14 protein-coding genes and 1 pseudogene are annotated in these 16,867 nt (G+C 39.1%); 7 read left to right on the forward strand and 8 right to left on the reverse strand.

The features are described 5' to 3' along the window. Positions 1–31: 31 nt before the first annotated feature. On the forward strand, positions 32–1,474 hold the full coding sequence (locus tag ACQV1I_RS19205; protein ID WP_116334880.1) for a PLP-dependent aminotransferase family protein: 1,443 nt from the start codon (positions 32–34) through the stop codon (positions 1,472–1,474). A gap of 129 nt (positions 1,475–1,603) precedes the next feature. On the opposite strand, the gene ACQV1I_RS19210 is transcribed toward ACQV1I_RS19205, so the two are convergent. Both ACQV1I_RS19210 and ACQV1I_RS19215 read right to left on the reverse strand, forming a co-directional pair. Continuing rightward, complete coding sequence (locus ACQV1I_RS19210) at positions 1,604–2,497, reverse strand: PhzF family phenazine biosynthesis isomerase (protein ID WP_116334881.1); 894 nt, start codon at positions 2,495–2,497, stop codon at positions 1,604–1,606. Positions 2,498–2,678: 181 nt separating this feature from the next. Next, complete coding sequence (locus ACQV1I_RS19215; RefSeq protein ID WP_116334882.1) at positions 2,679–3,623, reverse strand: metallophosphoesterase; 945 nt, start codon at positions 3,621–3,623, stop codon at positions 2,679–2,681. 489 nt (positions 3,624–4,112) lie between these two features. On the opposite strand from ACQV1I_RS19215, the gene ACQV1I_RS19220 reads away from it, so the two are divergent. Both ACQV1I_RS19220 and ACQV1I_RS19225 read left to right on the forward strand, forming a co-directional pair. Then, entirely contained in the window at positions 4,113–5,444 is a 1,332-nt protein-coding gene (locus ACQV1I_RS19220) for an ADP-ribosyltransferase (RefSeq protein ID WP_116334883.1), read from the forward strand. A gap of 13 nt (positions 5,445–5,457) precedes the next feature. Beyond that, complete coding sequence (locus ACQV1I_RS19225; RefSeq protein WP_116334884.1) at positions 5,458–8,064, forward strand: binary toxin-like calcium binding domain-containing protein; 2,607 nt, start codon at positions 5,458–5,460, stop codon at positions 8,062–8,064. Between the two features lie 337 nt (positions 8,065–8,401). Here ACQV1I_RS19225 and ACQV1I_RS19230 read toward each other — a convergent pair whose 3' ends face one another. Together ACQV1I_RS19230 and ACQV1I_RS19235 are read right to left on the reverse strand one after the other, a co-directional pair. Beyond that, positions 8,402–8,755, reverse strand: a complete 354-nt coding sequence (locus tag ACQV1I_RS19230; RefSeq protein ID WP_094700826.1) for a GIY-YIG nuclease family protein — start codon at positions 8,753–8,755, stop codon at positions 8,402–8,404. Positions 8,756–8,796: 41 nt separating this feature from the next. Further along, positions 8,797–9,282 (reverse strand): annotated as a pseudogene (locus tag ACQV1I_RS19235) (helix-turn-helix transcriptional regulator); the annotation flags it as partial. A 161-nt stretch (positions 9,283–9,443) separates the two neighbouring features. On the opposite strand from ACQV1I_RS19235, the gene ACQV1I_RS19240 reads away from it, so the two are divergent. The 4 genes from ACQV1I_RS19240 to ACQV1I_RS19255 are packed head-to-tail and all read left to right on the forward strand — an operon-like array spanning position 9,444 to position 13,364. After that, the gene (locus tag ACQV1I_RS19240; protein WP_116334887.1) at positions 9,444–9,923 is read left to right on the forward strand and encodes a DUF6530 family protein; all 480 of its coding nucleotides are present in this window, start codon (positions 9,444–9,446) and stop codon (positions 9,921–9,923) included. 1 nt (position 9,924) lies between these two features. Then, the gene (locus tag ACQV1I_RS19245) at positions 9,925–11,160 is read left to right on the forward strand and encodes an MFS transporter (RefSeq protein ID WP_116334888.1); all 1,236 of its coding nucleotides are present in this window, start codon (positions 9,925–9,927) and stop codon (positions 11,158–11,160) included. Further along, positions 11,153–12,259, forward strand: coding sequence for an AAA family ATPase (locus tag ACQV1I_RS19250; RefSeq protein WP_116334889.1), 1,107 nt, complete (start codon positions 11,153–11,155; stop codon positions 12,257–12,259). Before ACQV1I_RS19245 ends, ACQV1I_RS19250 begins: the two co-directional genes overlap by 8 nt. Further along, on the forward strand, positions 12,234–13,364 hold the full coding sequence (locus tag ACQV1I_RS19255) for a vWA domain-containing protein (protein ID WP_236645883.1): 1,131 nt from the start codon (positions 12,234–12,236) through the stop codon (positions 13,362–13,364). Before ACQV1I_RS19250 ends, ACQV1I_RS19255 begins: the two co-directional genes overlap by 26 nt. A 433-nt stretch (positions 13,365–13,797) precedes the next feature. On the opposite strand, the gene ACQV1I_RS19260 is transcribed toward ACQV1I_RS19255, so the two are convergent. Genes ACQV1I_RS19260 through ACQV1I_RS19275 form a run of 4 tightly spaced genes read right to left on the reverse strand, consistent with a single transcriptional unit; the run spans position 13,798 to position 16,867 of the window. Beyond that, on the reverse strand, positions 13,798–14,454 hold the full coding sequence (locus ACQV1I_RS19260; RefSeq protein ID WP_116334890.1) for an ABC transporter ATP-binding protein: 657 nt from the start codon (positions 14,452–14,454) through the stop codon (positions 13,798–13,800). Beyond that, positions 14,438–15,154 carry an ATP-binding cassette domain-containing protein gene (locus ACQV1I_RS19265; RefSeq protein ID WP_116334891.1) on the reverse strand — a complete coding sequence of 239 codons (717 nt, stop codon included), beginning with the start codon at positions 15,152–15,154 and terminating at the stop codon, positions 14,438–14,440. The genes ACQV1I_RS19260 and ACQV1I_RS19265 overlap by 17 nt, the downstream gene beginning before the upstream one ends. After that, positions 15,147–15,932: an ABC transporter permease gene (locus tag ACQV1I_RS19270; RefSeq protein WP_116334892.1), complete on the reverse strand. Its 786-nt coding sequence runs from the start codon at positions 15,930–15,932 to the stop codon at positions 15,147–15,149. Before ACQV1I_RS19270 ends, ACQV1I_RS19265 begins: the two co-directional genes overlap by 8 nt. Then, entirely contained in the window at positions 15,932–16,867 is a 936-nt protein-coding gene (locus tag ACQV1I_RS19275; RefSeq protein ID WP_116334893.1) for an ABC transporter permease, read from the reverse strand. The genes ACQV1I_RS19270 and ACQV1I_RS19275 overlap by 1 nt, the downstream gene beginning before the upstream one ends.

Genomic DNA, 16,867 nt, shown 5'->3' on the forward strand with positions numbered 1-16,867 from the left:
CCTAAAGACTTGAAAGGAAGTGAAATCTTGTATGGAATGGCAACCCAATCGTAAAAGTCAAATACCAATATATAAGCAAATTTCACAATATCTTGAACAGCGTATTACGAATGGAGAATATCCTTCAGGTACAATCCTTCCTTCCGAACGCTTACTTTCCAAGGAATTAGATGTAAACCGTTCAACAATAGTAGCTGCCTATGAAGAATTGCGTGCTTCCGGTATTGTAGAAAGCCTGCGGGGGAAAGGAACGATTGTAAGCCGGGATATCTGGGGAGCATCTCGCAAACGCATTCCAAACTGGGAGAAACTGATTGAAACAGGGTCATTTCTTCCCAATACGACAATGCTGCGCTCTATCCGAAAAGAAACCTTTGGTCTTGATTTGATCGATCTAGCAAGCGGGGAGCTGTCACCTGATTTATCTGCTTCCCCCTATTTTCAAAACATCATGTCCAATGAAACTTTCACTTATCACGTTGGCTATGATCATCCTCAGGGCAACCTGAAATTGCGTGAAACCATCGCTTTACATTTAAAGGAAGCAAGAAATATCTCTGCAACACCTTCATCTATATTGATTACTTCCGGGGCACAGCAAGCTCTATACCTGATTGTCCAGTGCTTATTGCAACCAGGCGATGCCGTTGCAATTGAAGACCCCTCCTATTGCTATTCGTTGCCGTTATTTAAGTCAGCAGGACTAAGAACCTTTCTATTGCCTGTTGATGATGACGGGGTTAATCCAGATGATATTGTAGAGTTACATAAACAGCATCGTATAAAGATGGTCTTTCTTAACCCTAACTTTCAAAATCCGAATGGGTCCTATTTAAGCTTAGAACGTAGAAAGCGTGTTTTAGAAATCTCCTCTGACCTAGGTATACCTATTATTGAGGATGATCCATATAGTCTAACAGCTTTTGATAACACACAAGCTACAACACTAAAATCGCTAGATGAAAATGGTACGGTTCTCTATGTCAGTTCTCTAAGCAAAATTGTTGCATCTGGTCTGCGCATCGGTTGGATATTTGGCCCGCAAACCGTTATTGAACGTTTAGCGGATGCCAAACAGCAAATCGATTTTGGACATAGCATTATACCTGAATGGATCGCAACCAAATTTTTATCGTCTGAGGAATTCCCTACCCATTTACACAAGCTTCGAAACTCACTCGCGATTAACAAAGATAAAATGACGTTTTCCTTATATGATCAGCTTGAGGACCAGGTAGAGTTTCTAGCACCTGAGGGTGGGATTCATATCTGGTGTAGGATAAAGGAGAATGTTAACGAACTACAGTTAGTCAAGGAAGCAATTAGACAAGGGGTTGTTTATGTTCCTGGAAGTGTATTCGGTACACAGAAGGGATATGTTCGATTTACGTTTGGTCGAGTGATGGATGACCAGATTCATGAAGCTATTTCGCGTTTTTCAACTGCTCTGCGTAATGTAAAAAAAGATACATAATCTGATAGATACTATCGGCTTATTTTAAAATAGGTTGTTACTTTGCAAGGTACCCACTCTTTCCCTTACATTTTAGACATACAAAAAAGCAGTCGGGGTAGAAGGTTAATCCTCCCCGACTGCTCTAGATTACATAGAAATTTCGAATGCTTTCACATAAACAGCCGTGCCTGTAATTTCAACGTCATACGTTTCATGATTTTTACTAATAATTACTTCTACTCTACCGTCCTTTTGGATTTCCTGACCTTGTTCGATCACGAGACGTAGTTGGGTATCAAAATCTCCGCTTATATGTTGCGCATAATAGGCTCCCATTACGCCTGAGGCCGTGCCTGTCACAGGATCTTCCATTGTGCCCGAAAATGGCGACGAGAAATGGCGTCCATGCATTTGCGCTTGAGAATCATAGGTTTCCAGACAAAAAGGATGAACAGATGCTTTCGGCATTTCTTGTAACACGCTTGGAAAACGTTTATTGTCAGGCTTCATTTTTTGGAAGGCACTCAGTTTTTTTATAGGTACTAGCAAGGTCCAAATCCCTGTACTTCCGTATTGGATGGGCAATTCAGATTCTATATCGTCAATTGTAAGACCGATTGAGTCTGCTAGCTCCTCCTGAGAGCCTGTAAAATCCTCAAACTGCGGAGCTGCCTGCTTCATCGTAATATACAGCTCATCATCAGAGCCTTTGTCTATTTTTATAGGTAATATACCTGCTCCTGTTTCGATTGTTAGATGATTTTTATCCTTTAATTCTCCTGTAGACGTAAGCGCATAAATAGTTGCAATGGTAGCATGGCCACAGAGATTATTTTCGTGTCCTGGTGTAAAATAACGAATTCTAAGGTCAGCTACATCTGAATCAAGTACAAAAGCCGTTTCATTAAAACCTACTTTTTGTGCTACTTCCTGCATTTCCTTTTCCGTTAGCTCACTACCTGTAAAGACTACACCTGCTGGATTTCCTTTATCAGGTTGATTGCTAAAGGCATCATAGTGATAAACTTGTATCGTCTTCATTGTAACAGCTCCTAAGGAATCAGTAAGAAACATATATCCCTGATTCTATCACGGCTATCTTTTTTATAATAGGATGACAAATCAAAACCCTTGTACTCGCTCAGTCGGGGGTACAAGGGTTTTGACTACATGAAATGAATAGAGCGACACGGAGGTTTCGAGGTGCTCAGTAATAGCAGTGCTATATTTTCAATGTAAAAATGGAAATTTCCGGTGTACTTCCTAACCGAATCGGCAACCTAGTCGTCCCAATCCCACGATTCACGTACAACTTCATCGTGTTATTCTCGTTGTGAATCTCATACAGGCCCTCTTTATATTTTCGAGCTAAAGAAGGAGTTACCACAGGTCCAAGCAGAGGAACCTGCACCTGCCCGCCATGGCTGTGCCCGGATAATTGTAGATCAACAGGATAATTGACAATCCGATCAGCAACATCAGGTTCATGAACAAGACAAATGACAAAAGTATTTGAATGAGGGGAAGTAACATTGTTCAATTGATTGGATTGATTCTGTTCCTTCCGTCTAGTAAGTTGATTTCCTTGCTGGAGAGGTTCTAATGTCTCTTCTACCTTTGGCTTGCCAAGTAAAAAGTCATCTAAGCCAGCGATGGTAATCGATTTGTTATTTGCTAGCGAAATCGTTCTCACATCATTGACAAGTAAATCAAAGTTAGCTTGCTCCATCACCTGTTGGTAATATGCACTCCCGCCACCACCACGATCATGGTTCCCATACACTGCGAATTTTCCAAGAGGAGCGTTCAGTTCTGCTAGGATGGCTATCAATTCGTCCTTGCTTTCTTTAAAGCTTCTAACCCGATCGAGCAAATCACCCGTAAACATAATAAGATCCGGCTTCTGTTCATTGATGAGCGTAACAACCACTTTTAATTGTGCAAGCGAAAAGTGGGGACCAACGTGTGTATCGCTAAATTGGACGATTGTAAGGTCTTGCTGCTTATCTAGTGATCCTGATACCTCCAACTGATGACGAGTTGTCATCAAGGACTTAGGTTCCACGTATACAGCGTATATCACCCCAGCTACACATACGATGATTAGCACGAGTAGTATAGAGAGACTATATTTGACGATGGTTAGCGAAAGGATTTCTCCAAGCATATTCCCACCCCTTTCTCTATTACTCTACCAGGCTTATGTTACACGAATTGAGTCTGTTTTAAAGTAGAACTCTGATTATTATATATAAAATAATTAAATCCTTGATTTCTAAAAGGGCTCCTACCCCATCGCCATCAAGCTAAGCAAACTAAAAGGTAAATGGTGGTGCGTTCTCATTGATTTTCTATGAATACACTAAAAGTGAGCATGACAATAAATCCAAACGAGTACCATAAACGGTCGTTTATGATACTAAATAAACAGGAAAATTAACAACAATAAAAAATAATTTGAAAAACGTTCAAAAACCAACGATTCTAATAGATAAATATAAGATAACATGAAAGAGTATTCTATTACAGGTATTGGAGGGATGAATATTCCGTATTTCGAAAAAAGGTTGCTGTTATCCAATAGTTTCTGAATGTAAGTTCTTGTTTTGACATTATGCTTGTGATTATTTTCACAAACGTAAAAGGAGGGAATGAGTTGAAAAAGAATTTTTATAAGAATCTTATTTGTATGTCTGCTTTATTGTTAGCCATGCCTATATCAAGCAACGTTACGTACGCTTACGGTAGTGAGAAAGTTGATCATTTTGTAAAAACGACTAACAATACAGAGGATTTTAAAGAGGATAAGGAAAAAGCCAAAGAATGGGGGAAAGTAAAAGAAAAAGAGTGGAAACTAACTGTTACTGAAAAAACAAGGATGAATAGTTTTTTAGATAATAAAAATGATATAAAAAAAAATTATAAAGAAATTACTTTTTCTATGGCAGGTTCATTTGAAGATGAAATAAAAGATTTAAAAGAGATTGATAAAATGTTTGATAAAGCCAATCTATCAAGTTCTATTGTCACCTATAAAAATGTGGAGCCCTCAACGATTGGATTTAACAAACCTTTAACAGAAGGTAATACTATTAATACTGATGTACAAGCCCAGTTTAAAGAACAATTTTTAGGAAAAGATATTAAGTTTGATAGCTATCTTGACACTCACTTAACTGCACAAAATGTTTCTAGTAAAGAAAGAATCATTTTACAAGTTACAGTGCCAAGTGGTAAAGGATCTACTATTCCAACAAAAGCAGGTGTAATTTTAAATAATAATGAGTATAAAATGCTAATTGATAATGGCTATGTACTCCATGTGGATAATATATCGAAAGTAGTAAAAAAAGGTTATGAGTGTTTACAAATTCAAGGAACGCTAAAAAAGAGTCTCGATTTTAAAAATGATATTAATGCTGAGGCTCATCGTTGGGGTATGAAAAATTATGAAGGATGGGCTAAAAATTTAACAGATCCTCAAAGGGAAGCTTTAGATGGGTATGCTAGACAAGATTATAAACAAATAAATGATTATTTACGAAATCAAGGTGGAAGTGGAAATGAAAAACTAGATACACAAATAAAAAATATTTCTGAAGCATTAGAAAAGCAGCCAATACCAGAAAATATTACTGTGTATAGATGGTGTGGAATGGCGGAATTTGGTTATCAAATTAGTGATCCTTTACCTTCTTTAAAAGAAATGGAAGAAAAATTTTTAAATACAATGAAAGAAGATAAGGGATATATGAGTACTAGTTTGTCAAGTGAACGTCTTTCTGCATTTGGTTCGAGAAAATTCATTTTAAGATTACAAGTTCCGAAAGGAAGCACAGGGGCATATTTAAGCGCTATTGGGGGATTTGCAAGTGAAAAAGAAATCCTTATTGATAAAGATAGTAACTATCATATTGATAAAATAACAGAGGTAGTCATTAAAGGTGTTAAGCGATATGTAGTTGATGCAACGTTATTAACAAAATAAGGAGATGAAATATATGAAAAAAGGGTTATCTAGTGTTGTAATAGGTACGTTGTTCGCTTCTATGTTTTTGAATGGGAATGTAAATGCTGTTTACGCGAACAGCAAAACAAATCAGATTGCGACAACAACTCAGGCAAGCAAAGACAACCAAATAGATCGAGAAGGACTACTTGGTTATTACTTTAAAGGAAAAGATTTTAATGATCTTACCTTGTTTGCACCGACACGTGATAATACTCTTATTTATGACCAACAAACAGCAAATACACTAGTAGATCAAAAGCATCAAGAATATCATTCTATTCGCTGGATTGGATTGATTCAGAGTAGTGCAACAGGAGATTTCACATTTAAATTGTCAGATGATGAAAATGCTATCATTGAATTGGATGGGAAAGTTATTTCTGAAAAAGGTAACAATAAACAAAGTGTTCATTTAGAAAAAGGACAGTTGGTGCAAATAAAAATTGAGTACCAATCAGACGATGCATTACATATAGATAATAAAATTTTTAAAGAGCTTAAGCTATTCAAGATAGATAGTCAAAATCACTCTCAACAAGTTCAACAAGATGAACTGAGAAACCCTGAGTTTAATAAGAAAGAAACGCAAGTATTCTTAAAGAAAGCATCGAAAACAAATCTTTTTACACAAAAAACAAAAAGAGACATTGATGAAGATACGGATACAGATGGAGATTCTATCCCTGATGCTTGGGAAGAAAACGGGTATACCATTCAAAACAAAGTCGCAGTCAAATGGGATGATTCGTTAGCAAGTAAAGGGTATCAAAAATTTACTTCTAATCCACTAGAAGCACACACAGTTGGAGATCCCTATAGTGATTATGAAAAAGCTGCAAGAGATATGCCCTTATCGAATGCAAAAGAAACTTTTAATCCTCTGGTTGCCGCCTTTCCATCAGTAAATGTTAGTTTAGAAAAGGTGATTTTATCCAAAAATGAAGACCTTTCCCATAGCGTTGAAAGCAGTCAATCTACCAATTGGTCTTATACCAATACTGAAGGCGTTAACGTCAATGCCGGATGGTCAGGCTTAGGACCTAGTTTTGGAGTTTCTGTTAACTATCAACATAGTGAAACTGTAGCAAATGAATGGGGTTCTGCGACGAATGATGGCACACATATAAATGGAGCGGAATCTGCTTATTTAAACGCAAATGTACGCTATAATAACGTTGGGACAGGAGCAATTTATGAAACGAAACCAACAACGAGTTTTATTCTTGATGGAACAACAATTGGAACGATTAAAGCAAAAGAAAACACAACAGCTTTAACTATTTTACCGGACCAAAGCTATCCAGAGAAAGGAAAAAATGGAATCGCAATTAACACAATGGATGATTTTAACTCTCGCCCAATTCCATTAAATAAAGAGCAACTAAATACTTATTTATCTAATAAAAAACCAATCCTACTTGAAACAGATCAAGTAGAAGGAAAATACGCCGTAAAGGATACCAATGGTAATATTACAATAGCTGGAGATTGGAATGGTATAACAGATGAAATTTCTGCTAAAACGGCCTCTATTATTGTAGATAATGGAAATCAAATGTCAGAAAAGAGAGTTGCAGCGAAAGATTATACAAATCCAGAGGATAAAACTCCAAATTTATCTGTAAAAGAAGCTCTAAAGTTAGCTTATCCAGATGAAATTGAGGAAAAAGATGGTTTATTATTTTATAATGACCAACCTATTTTTGAAGCATCTGTACAAAGTTATGTTGACGAATATACAGCTAAACAAATTAGAAAACAGTTAAATGATAGTACTGGTAGCTTCAAAGATGTTAAGAATTTATATGATGTGAAATTAGAACCCAAAATGAATTTCACAATAAAAACTAGCACTTTATATGATGGAGGAGAATCTGACAACACAAAAATAGGAAATTGGTACTATACTTATGTTGTCAACGGAGGAAATACGGGTAAAAAACAATACCGTTCAGCTAATAAAGGTGCCTTTACAGAGCTGTCAACAGAATCAAAGAATAAATTGAAAAAAAATATAGATTACTACGTAAGCCTATATATGAAGGCTGACTCAAAGGTTTCAGTTGATATAGAAATAGACGGACAACAAGAGTCAATTGTAACAGATAATATAACCTTAGATCACGTAGGTTACCAAAGAATAAACATCCTAGTCCCCAATCTGGAAGGAAACGAAATAAATACTATTTCTATTAAAGGTGACGGACAAACCAATGTTTATTGGGATGATGTCTCCTTTGTCGAAGTGGGAGCAGAAGAAATTGAATATAAAGATCCAGTTCCCCAATTTGACATTATAGAAGGAGATTTTGATTTCTTTGGTGATCCATTGGCGGTAAAATATCATGATGCAACGTATTTTATAGATAGTCCTTTGATTACACAAACTCCTGGAACTTTCTCCTTTACTTATAAAGTGATTGGGGAACAAACGAAGACAGTATTAGATTCGGGATCTGGTAAAAACGCAAATCGAATCAACCTAGATTTTAAAAATGTAAAATCAGATCGTTCATTCTTATATACATTATCATGTAAAGATGATTTATGGGGAAGCACTCGTACAGCAGTTGTTAGAATTTTTGCTGTAGATTAACAAGAAATTGCAATAAATTAACACAATCGAAAAGATATATGTTTGACGTATATTAATCTATTATCTTAAGTACCGCAGTTAGTAGCGGTACTTTTTTGTATCACAACCTATTTTCTTATACTTGTAAATTCAATAAATCATTGAAAATGTTTAGTAGAGTGAACACGCTCATATGAATTTCATACAATGCACGGCATCAAGGAACGGCTCTATCGTAGGAAAGGGTAAAATAGTAGCAAAGGAGATTGACAGAGTTTTAGACGAGTATCCCCTAATCCTATACAGGCCTTCTTTTTGGGTGAGAAGGCCTGTGAATACGCTTTTTGTCTGACTATTGTTATTTCCTTTTTTCCTGGTTATATCCGCGCTCTCCGTACGGCTGAAGCTGGTCAAGCCATTTTTGTTCCAGTTTCTCCAGCGCATCCTTTTCATCAAAGTATCCGTCCTCCTTCTTTTTCAAAACCTCCAACACTTCGGAGACGAATGCCTCTTCACCGTACTCATTCCATTCCCATTGAAGTTGCTTGTTTATATGCGAACCCATTCTGAGACTGAACAGCTTTCCGTTAATCGTCTTGAGGTTGCGGGTGCTGCTAATCCAGACTTTTTGGTTTTCGGTGTTTTTGATCTGATACACCCCTGCCTGGGTTTTCGATTCTTTATACACTTGTTTCAGTTCTTCTCTATTCATGGTTTCTCCCTCACTTTTCACTGGCTACGACCCAGTTTCGTTTCGCTTTCAATTTGGGTTACGTTGAAGCTATCGTCCATCATCGTTGCCGTCTTATGCACACTGACAAAGGCGGGTGCATGTTTTTCCTTTTCCTTCAACAGTTCCATCATAACCAAAAAGACCTTGACCTGGCGTTCCTTCTCTTTCAGCATAGAGCGGTGATTCCGGATGGTCGAAGCACTGCCAATGCCCAATTCCTGTTGCACTTCCTTGTCGCTTCTTCTCTGATAAAAAAGCTGAAGGAGGCTGCTTTGATGATCGGAGAGTCCCGTCATTTTTTTGTTAAGGTTAATCAAATGCTCAAACACGGATTGATGGGCGCTCTCGATATGGACCCGAATATAGCGTCCGGCTTCGTAGAAGATCCCGTCTTCCGGATAAATGATCCCTTTCTCAATTTGTTTCCCGCAAAGCAGACAGATGTAATGGTCCTCATCCTGTGTGTACCCAGATTTCAGCTCTTCCAGCGACGCATTGCAGAACATCTATGAGATATTCAATATACAAACAACTACACCATTTGTTTGCTATATAATAAACATATTCGTTTGTTGTTTGTCAAGTATACAAAAAAACGGGTTGACTAACGATGAAATCCAAGATAATATCAGTCAGTAAATTAGTAAATTGAAAGAGGGGAAGAAAAATGAAAATACCTACTACCTTGAAACATAAGCCTGTTGTCGTGTCAGAAAACTATGAGCGGGTTGACGGCCGATTAGCCAGGAACACAGATACCAAAGGTCTTTCTCTGGGATTGGCCCAGTGGAACGATAGAGGAAAGGTCGATATTTCTGCCAAGGTATGGAGATACACGGGAGAAAAATGGTCAAGACAATCGGAGGAACTACCTCTCCATCGCGTTCTTGATTTGTCCATTCTGATTTGTCGGTCTTTGGCACATTTTCGTGAAGCATACAGATATGAGCATTTTTATGACCCGCAGGAGCCCATCATCGACCGAGTTGCCCTGCAAGGGGATGCAATGAACGTGGCGATATGTACGAACAATGAGAAAATTAATGAAGATATTAAGCTGTTCAGCCAAGCTCTGAGCGACGACGATGAGATGATCAGCGAACGTCTGCGCATGTTATCAAAAATTTTAAAGGATATGGGGTATTGAAATGTTTTCTAATCGTTATGTTCGAACGATTATCCTCTCCCGAGTGCTGCTGCAGTTCGGTATTTGGATCCGGAATTATGCCGTCCTTCTTTTTGTTAGCGAATTGACGAATAATAATCCGGTTTATGTATCACTGATTTCGGTTGCGGAATTCGCTCCGATCTTTCTATTCGGCCTTATTGGAGGGACCTTTGCCGACCGATGGCGGCCGAAACGGACAATGGTTTGGAGCGATCTGCTGTCTGCCTTGTCCGTTGGGGCCGTTCTGCTTGCACTCATGAATGGTGGATGGATTGCACTTCTCATCGGAACATTTATTTCCGCCAGCCTGTCTCAATTTTCTCAGCCCTCGGCCATGAAACTGTACAAGCGGCATGTGCAAGTTGAACAACTGCAGGGCGTGATGGCAATGTCCCAAACTCTTGTCGCTGTCTTTATGGTTTTAGGTCCGGTCATCGGCACGTTTATTTTCATACAGTTTGGAATTAATGCCTCCCTGATTCTGACGGTCGTTCTGTTCCTAGGGTCTTCCCTTGTATTAGCGACGCTTCCCCGTGACGCGGAGGAACCGAAGTCTGGCGATGCAGGCGGCTTCATAAAGGAGTTGAAGGCCGGGCTGCGCTATATCGGGTCCAATCAATCCTTACGAACACTCTGCTTGACTTTTTCTGCTGTCGGATTGGCGTCAGGACTGACTCAACCGCTTCAGATCTTCCTTGTCATCGAGAATTTGGGACAGGACAAACAATTTCTGCAGTGGTTGGTTATGACCAATGGGGCAGCCATGTTGGCAGGCGGAGCTGTCATGATAGGGATATCCAAAAAGGTGAAGCCACAGCTGTTGCTCATGTTAGGCTTGCTTGTCACTGCCGTTTGTACGATTGGAATAGGCGCTTCTACAATGATTTGGCTGACAATTATTCTGTTGGTGATCAGTGGTTTCTTTTTCCCTTGTATTCAGGGCGGAATCCAGACGCTTATTGTACGTAATACAGAAGGGGCATTTATTGGCCGGGTATCTGGAGCGATCATGCCTGTTTTTATGGGGATGATGGTGATTGGCATGTTTATATCCGGCTATCTGAAGAATACAGTTTCCCTGGTTGCGGTATATGTGATGAGCGGAGTTTTGATTATTATCGGTGCGTCTTTTCTGTTCCCTCTTATGGTTCAGAAAAGGAGCAAGATGAGAAACGCACAGCATTATGACGAATTGGAGGAAAAATGTGATGAATGAATATAGAGAATATTATTTGTCACCTGAAAGACAGCTGACTGATTCAGAAAAAAAGCTTATCTGGAAAAAACCATTAACTCATAAGGTCAGCGAAGAAGAACGGCGTATTAGTAAAGAAATAAAGCGCAACTGGAATCGCGGGGAAATGAAAATCGCCAATATTTTGTTGGAAGGTGACGCCGGTTCTGGTAAAACACAACTAGCAAAAGCATTATCGGCTAATTTCGGGCTACCATATACGAAAGTGACTTGTTTTGCCGATATGGATAAATCGGACATTATTGGCGCTATTTTGCCGGTGATTTCTTCTGAACGTTTAGAGAAAATGGAACCTGCAGAAAAAACCGTATTGAAAGCATTATATGAAAGCGATGGGTTTCAAAGCGTAACTGAAATTTTGATGGACGCACTGGGGATTACACAGGAACAGGCTGCCTTAAAGATGAAGCAATTACTGAAGCTTGTAGCGGAAAACACCGATGGCGAAGCGGTTGAGTACCGATTTTACCCTTCGGAGATTGTCAGAGCCTATCAAAAAGGTTATCTTCTGGAAATCCAAGAACCAAACGTTATTCGTGATGCTGCTGTATTAATGGCATTAAACTCTGCCTTGGAGCTGGATGGCAGCATCAATCTTCCCACCGAAATCATACGCAGGCACCCAGACTTCATAACGGTTATCACAACAAACCGTAGTTATGCGGGAACCAGACCGTTAAACGAAGCGCTGCGCGACAGGGTTCAGCATACGGAAAAGATGGACCTGCCGACCAAAGAAATCATGATAGAACGTGTGGTGGCCAAAACCGGCTTTCAAGATGAAAAGATGTTGGGTATTTTAGCGGATATCGTTATGACTTTGGACAAAACAGCTCGGGCCAATGCGATTAAGGGCGTGGCTGGAATGCGTTCATTTTTCTACTGGGCAGATGCAATTGCCGGAGGAGCTTCCGCAACAGAATCCCTTTATCATAAGGTCATCTACAAGATAACAACCGATTCGGAAGAAATTAAACTTTTGGAAGAAGCACTTAACAATCATGGTTTGATTGCCAGCTTAGAAGAAGCCCAGATTGAACAAAAAAAAAAGAAAATCTGACGATGCCATAGAGATCAGGACATGGGGAGATATTGACGACACTGTTTTTGACAAAGATAACAATGTAGAGGAAAAGGGAATCGCATTGAAAAAATCTGCCGATAGTGACAAAAGCTCTTCCCGTGTCTCTGATGATTCTACCCAAATGGAAAGTTCAGGTTTTGGGGACAATGGCTCTCCCAAATATCATCAGGCAAATCCTGAATCAATATCAGAGGATGCGAGACAAAAGGAACGCGATTTCCGTAAAAAGCTGAATCAAGATGCAAGAGAGGTTATTTCCGATTCAATTCATAAAAAAGTAAAGCTCATTGTTCACCGTCCAGACTACGATCTGGAAAACCAACAGGAATATGTCCGTCTAAGTAAGAGACTCATGCCTATCGTGCAAGAGATTGCCAGAAAGACACTTCCCTACTTAGAACATGAGGTGTCTTCCGACTTTACGAGGAATCGTTACTATGGCAGCAAATTTCAAGCAGACAGCGTTGCTTATAGGGATTACAAGTATTTTGCCAAGAAACGTCCTCCAACTGAATCCCCTTCTCTTGTGGTTGGTCTAAGGGTTGATGAATCCGCATCTATGTCAGCTTACGGGAGATTAGAGGCAGCAAAACGAGCAGTAATTGCGGTATATGAATATTGTCAGCTTTGTAATATTCCCGCTTTGATCTACGGCGATACTGCGGATGTTTCCAAGATGGAGCAAATGTCCATCTTTGCATATGCCGACTCTGATAAAATGGATGCCACTGATCGCTTCAGGTTAATGAAGATTCATGCCAGAAGTAATAATCGCGATGGAATGGCTCTTAGAATTATGGCGGAACGGTTAGCCGTTTCCCCCAAAAAGACAAAACTGTTGATTAGCATAAGTGACGGACAACCTAAAGCAATGGATGACTATACCGGAAGTTATGCTGTTAAAGATATGCAACAGACAATACAGGAATATGAACGGAAAGGAATTACTTTTCTTGCAGCCGCAATAGGTCAAGACAAGGATGTGATTAGTAAAATCTATGGGAATGAAAGATTTTTGGATATTACAAATTTACATGAGTTCCCTGCAAAGTTAGTTCGGATTATCGCTCGGTATTTGTAATTTTCATGAATATTCATTAGCCATGGACAAGAATAAGCGCAGGAAGCTTCTTGAGATAATAAAGTGTTAGACTATAATCCTTGATACCAACGAGGGTATAGGAAAGCCATCTATTCTTTAAGACCTCATAACTTTGTTTAGATCTCCCACCTCCCGAGGTAATTTACAACTCTCTTTCCTTTCGTACAAATTCCAAATGTTGGTGGCATTCCATCCTGACAATCTATACTCATTAATGTTTCATACATTATCCTGAAAAGATAATTCCAAGGGATTTTCAGCTGTCCAAACCAAATAAGCCTTCCCCTTTTTAAGGAAGGCTTATTTTTTTGTAACCACGCCCCTTTAGTTCAAATCATTGAAATAAGTTATCTTAGTTACTTACTATGAGAAACGGTTTGAAAAACACAGGATTAGTTAAATTCTCCCTAATTTATTTATAGTCTTCTAGCTGAATAGAATGATCACAAACTGCTTTTAAAAGCTTCTTATTATGTGATATAAAGAGAACTGCCATATTTTCCTGTTCTTTTAATAATTTAATGATCCACAATTCATTGATCTTGTCTAAACTAGACGTTGCTTCATCACAAATCAAGAGCTTAGGCTGTACGAGCAAAGCTAAAGCGATACAGATTCTTTGGTATTGGCCTCCGCTTATTTCCAACGATCTCTTAGCAAGTATATCAACGGACAAGTTGCAACGAGAAAGAACCGATTCGACTTTTGGCAGATATTCCTCTTTGCGGGCAAGCTGGAACTGCTTTAACGGTTCAAATAATAGTTGTTTTATTGTTTTTGTGGGATCCAAAGCTCTCCGTGTATATTGGGTCACTAACTGAATCTGCTGGACCCACTCCTTCTCAGAAAAAGTTGCCATAGTGCATCCCTCTAAATAAATTTGTCCATGGGAATATTTCTCTAATCCCATTATAATCCTAACTAAAGTAGATTTCCCAGCACCATTTTCACCCACTATTCCTACCCACTCGCCAGTGTCAACGAGAAGATCCAAATTTTTGAAAATCAATTGGTTTCCATATGTTTTGGTCAGTTGAGAGATTTTTAATAAACTAGTATTTTCCTTCAAAGATCTCGATTAACTCCTTCGTATACTTTTCTTTCGGCTTACTGAGGACTTGATTTGTTGGTCCGGCTTCGATCAATCGTCCATCTTTTATGATACCCATGTGCGTACTATATTTCTTCACGATCGTTAAGTCGTGGGTAATAAAAAAGATGGTCATTTGCTTTTTCTCGTAAATTCCCCGCAGAAGATTTAGAATCGTTTCCTGGCTTTGTTCATCCAAAGCACTGGTGGCTTCATCAGCAATGATGATCTCCGGATCAGAAACGAGAGCCATTGCCAGTGCCACTTTCTGGCACATTCCTCCGCTCAACTGAAAAGGACGTTTGGCAAGCAAACTAGAACTATCGGAAAAACCTACCCAGCCTAGAACTTGAAGCATTTCCTTTTCACGCTCTTCTCTATTTTTCATACCTCTGGATTTTAAGAGATGATGAAATTGAGTTTCCACGGGAACATTGCTTTGCATGCTCCCAATTGGATTCTGCAGGATTATCTCCATCTTTTCCCGATCACTTTGAATAGAGCCGCTGACACGAAATTCTTTCGGCAAAAAGCCCAATATCGTTTTGCTCAGTAAGGTTTTCCCACCCCCGCTTTCACCGATCAGGCAAAAGAAATCGCCTTTAGAAACCGACAGTGAGATCGATTTTAGCAGTGCTTGATCTTTGAAATAGACAGAACAATTGGACAGATCAATCATAGGCTATTCCCCACCGTTTCCTGATTTTGCTGCTGATGAATTGAGTTATGAGCACGATCGCACTCAAAATGATTCCCGGAAAAATAAATATCCATGGCGCTACGAAGAAGTAGGCTTTTCCATCAAAAAGGATCGTTCCTAGTTCTGGTGTTGGCGGTTGTACACCTATGCCTAAGAAAGACAGTCCGGAGATACTCAAAATGATTTTGCCGATATCGGTTAGAAATAAGGAAAGTAATTCTGCAAAAATATTAGGAATGATATGGTAAAACAATGTATGCTTTCCATACGATCCCCTCAAAGGAGCCAAAAGGATGAATTCTTCTTTGCGGATATTCAGAACTAAGTTTCGGATATAGCGGATGTACTTGCCTGACCAACTTATGATTAGCGCAGCCATTACAGTAAAAATCGAATTTGAAAAGAGTCCTGTAAAAACCAGCGTCAAAATCAATGATGGGATACTGATCATAATATCCGCAATGGTCGTTATACTGGAATCGACCATCCCGCCAACAAGACCTGATATCCCACCTAGTATCAAGCTGACCAAAACGACTCCGAACAAAGAACAAATGGCCAGCAGCAAAGAATAGAAGCTGCCATAAAAAGTCCGACTAAATAAATCTCTTCCCAAATAATCTGTCCCAAACCAATGGCTCCAGCTCATCCCGTGCAAACTATTGCTCTTCTCGATAGCATAAGGGTCTTTTAATTGAATGAAGATAAGGGCAAGAACAACGCAACAAGCGAAAAAAACAACGATATGCTTCTTCATCATTCTCCTCCTTGATCGAGTTGTATTCTCATATCAATTTTTTGGATCAATAAATCGACGAAATAATTCAATAAAAAGGTAACGCAAGCAATGATCAAGGTGATCCCTTGAATAACTGGATAATCTCTCGTGGAGATGGCACTCATCAAAAGCTTTCCTAAGCCAGAAATACTGAATATGATCTCGACCATAACCGTCCCTCCGAAAAGATGTATCAGGCTATTGCCGTAAAGAGAAATCAGTGGTACGAACAATTCCTTTAATTGATAATAAAACCGATAATACCACTTGATCCCCCTAAACTTGGCAATAATCTGCTGCTCGCTGGTTGCTGAAGATACAATTAAATCACTTGCCATTTTGGATAGATAACATCCCTCAGAAAAGCAGATAACGAATATAGGTAAGATGAGATGCCTGCCAGAACTACTGCCTACAAAAGGGAACCATTTTAGCTGGACTCCAAAAATAAAGATAGCCAATATAGCGATCCAATAAATAGGAAACGACAAAATTACAGAAAGAAGCTGTCTCAGCCATTTCAAAGCAGGAAAATTCCCGATCATGCCTCCCAAACTTAGAGAAAAAACAATACAAATAACAAAGGAGATTCCGATCAATTTCAAAGTGACCGTAGCTTTTTCTGCAATGGTCTGCAAAACCGGTGTATTTGTCATAAAGGAATCTCCAAAATCCCCCTTTAAACTATTGAGTAGCCAGCGAAAGTACTGTTCCAAAAAGTTGCCGTCGATCCCTAGCCTTGTTCTCATTTCTTCAATTGCTTCTTGGGATACGTGTTGGACCCCCAGCTTTCGGAGAACACCTAATGCTGGATCGCCTGTCGAAAAGGAGAGAAGCTCGTACAGCAAAAAGGAAAAAAGCAGCAAACTCACGACTAAACGCAGAGTTTTCCAGAAAAAAAACTCTTTATTCAT

The sequence above is a fragment of the Brevibacillus sp. JB24b genome, assembly GCF_051713385.1.
Classification (GTDB): Bacteria; Bacillota; Bacilli; order Brevibacillales; family Brevibacillaceae; genus Brevibacillus_B; species Brevibacillus_B laterosporus.

Excerpts from the sequence above, each read along its gene's own strand:
- ACQV1I_RS19205 (WP_116334880.1), top strand. The coding sequence starts at position 32 with ATGGAATGGCAACCCAATCGTAAAAGTCAAATACCAATATATAAGCAA.
- ACQV1I_RS19210 (WP_116334881.1), bottom strand. The coding sequence starts at position 2,497 with ATGAAGACGATACAAGTTTATCACTATGATGCCTTTAGCAATCAACCT.
- ACQV1I_RS19215 (WP_116334882.1), bottom strand. The coding sequence starts at position 3,623 with ATGCTTGGAGAAATCCTTTCGCTAACCATCGTCAAATATAGTCTCTCT.
- ACQV1I_RS19225 (WP_116334884.1), top strand. The coding sequence starts at position 5,458 with ATGAAAAAAGGGTTATCTAGTGTTGTAATAGGTACGTTGTTCGCTTCT.
- ACQV1I_RS19230 (WP_094700826.1), bottom strand. The coding sequence starts at position 8,755 with ATGAATAGAGAAGAACTGAAACAAGTGTATAAAGAATCGAAAACCCAG.
- ACQV1I_RS19240 (WP_116334887.1), top strand. The coding sequence starts at position 9,444 with ATGAAAATACCTACTACCTTGAAACATAAGCCTGTTGTCGTGTCAGAA.
- ACQV1I_RS19245 (WP_116334888.1), top strand. The coding sequence starts at position 9,925 with ATGTTTTCTAATCGTTATGTTCGAACGATTATCCTCTCCCGAGTGCTG.
- ACQV1I_RS19250 (WP_116334889.1), top strand. The coding sequence starts at position 11,153 with ATGAATGAATATAGAGAATATTATTTGTCACCTGAAAGACAGCTGACT.
- ACQV1I_RS19265 (WP_116334891.1), bottom strand. The coding sequence starts at position 15,154 with ATGATTGATCTGTCCAATTGTTCTGTCTATTTCAAAGATCAAGCACTG.
- ACQV1I_RS19270 (WP_116334892.1), bottom strand. The coding sequence starts at position 15,932 with ATGAAGAAGCATATCGTTGTTTTTTTCGCTTGTTGCGTTGTTCTTGCC.
- ACQV1I_RS19275 (WP_116334893.1), bottom strand. The coding sequence starts at position 16,867 with ATGAATAAAGAGTTTTTTTTCTGGAAAACTCTGCGTTTAGTCGTGAGT.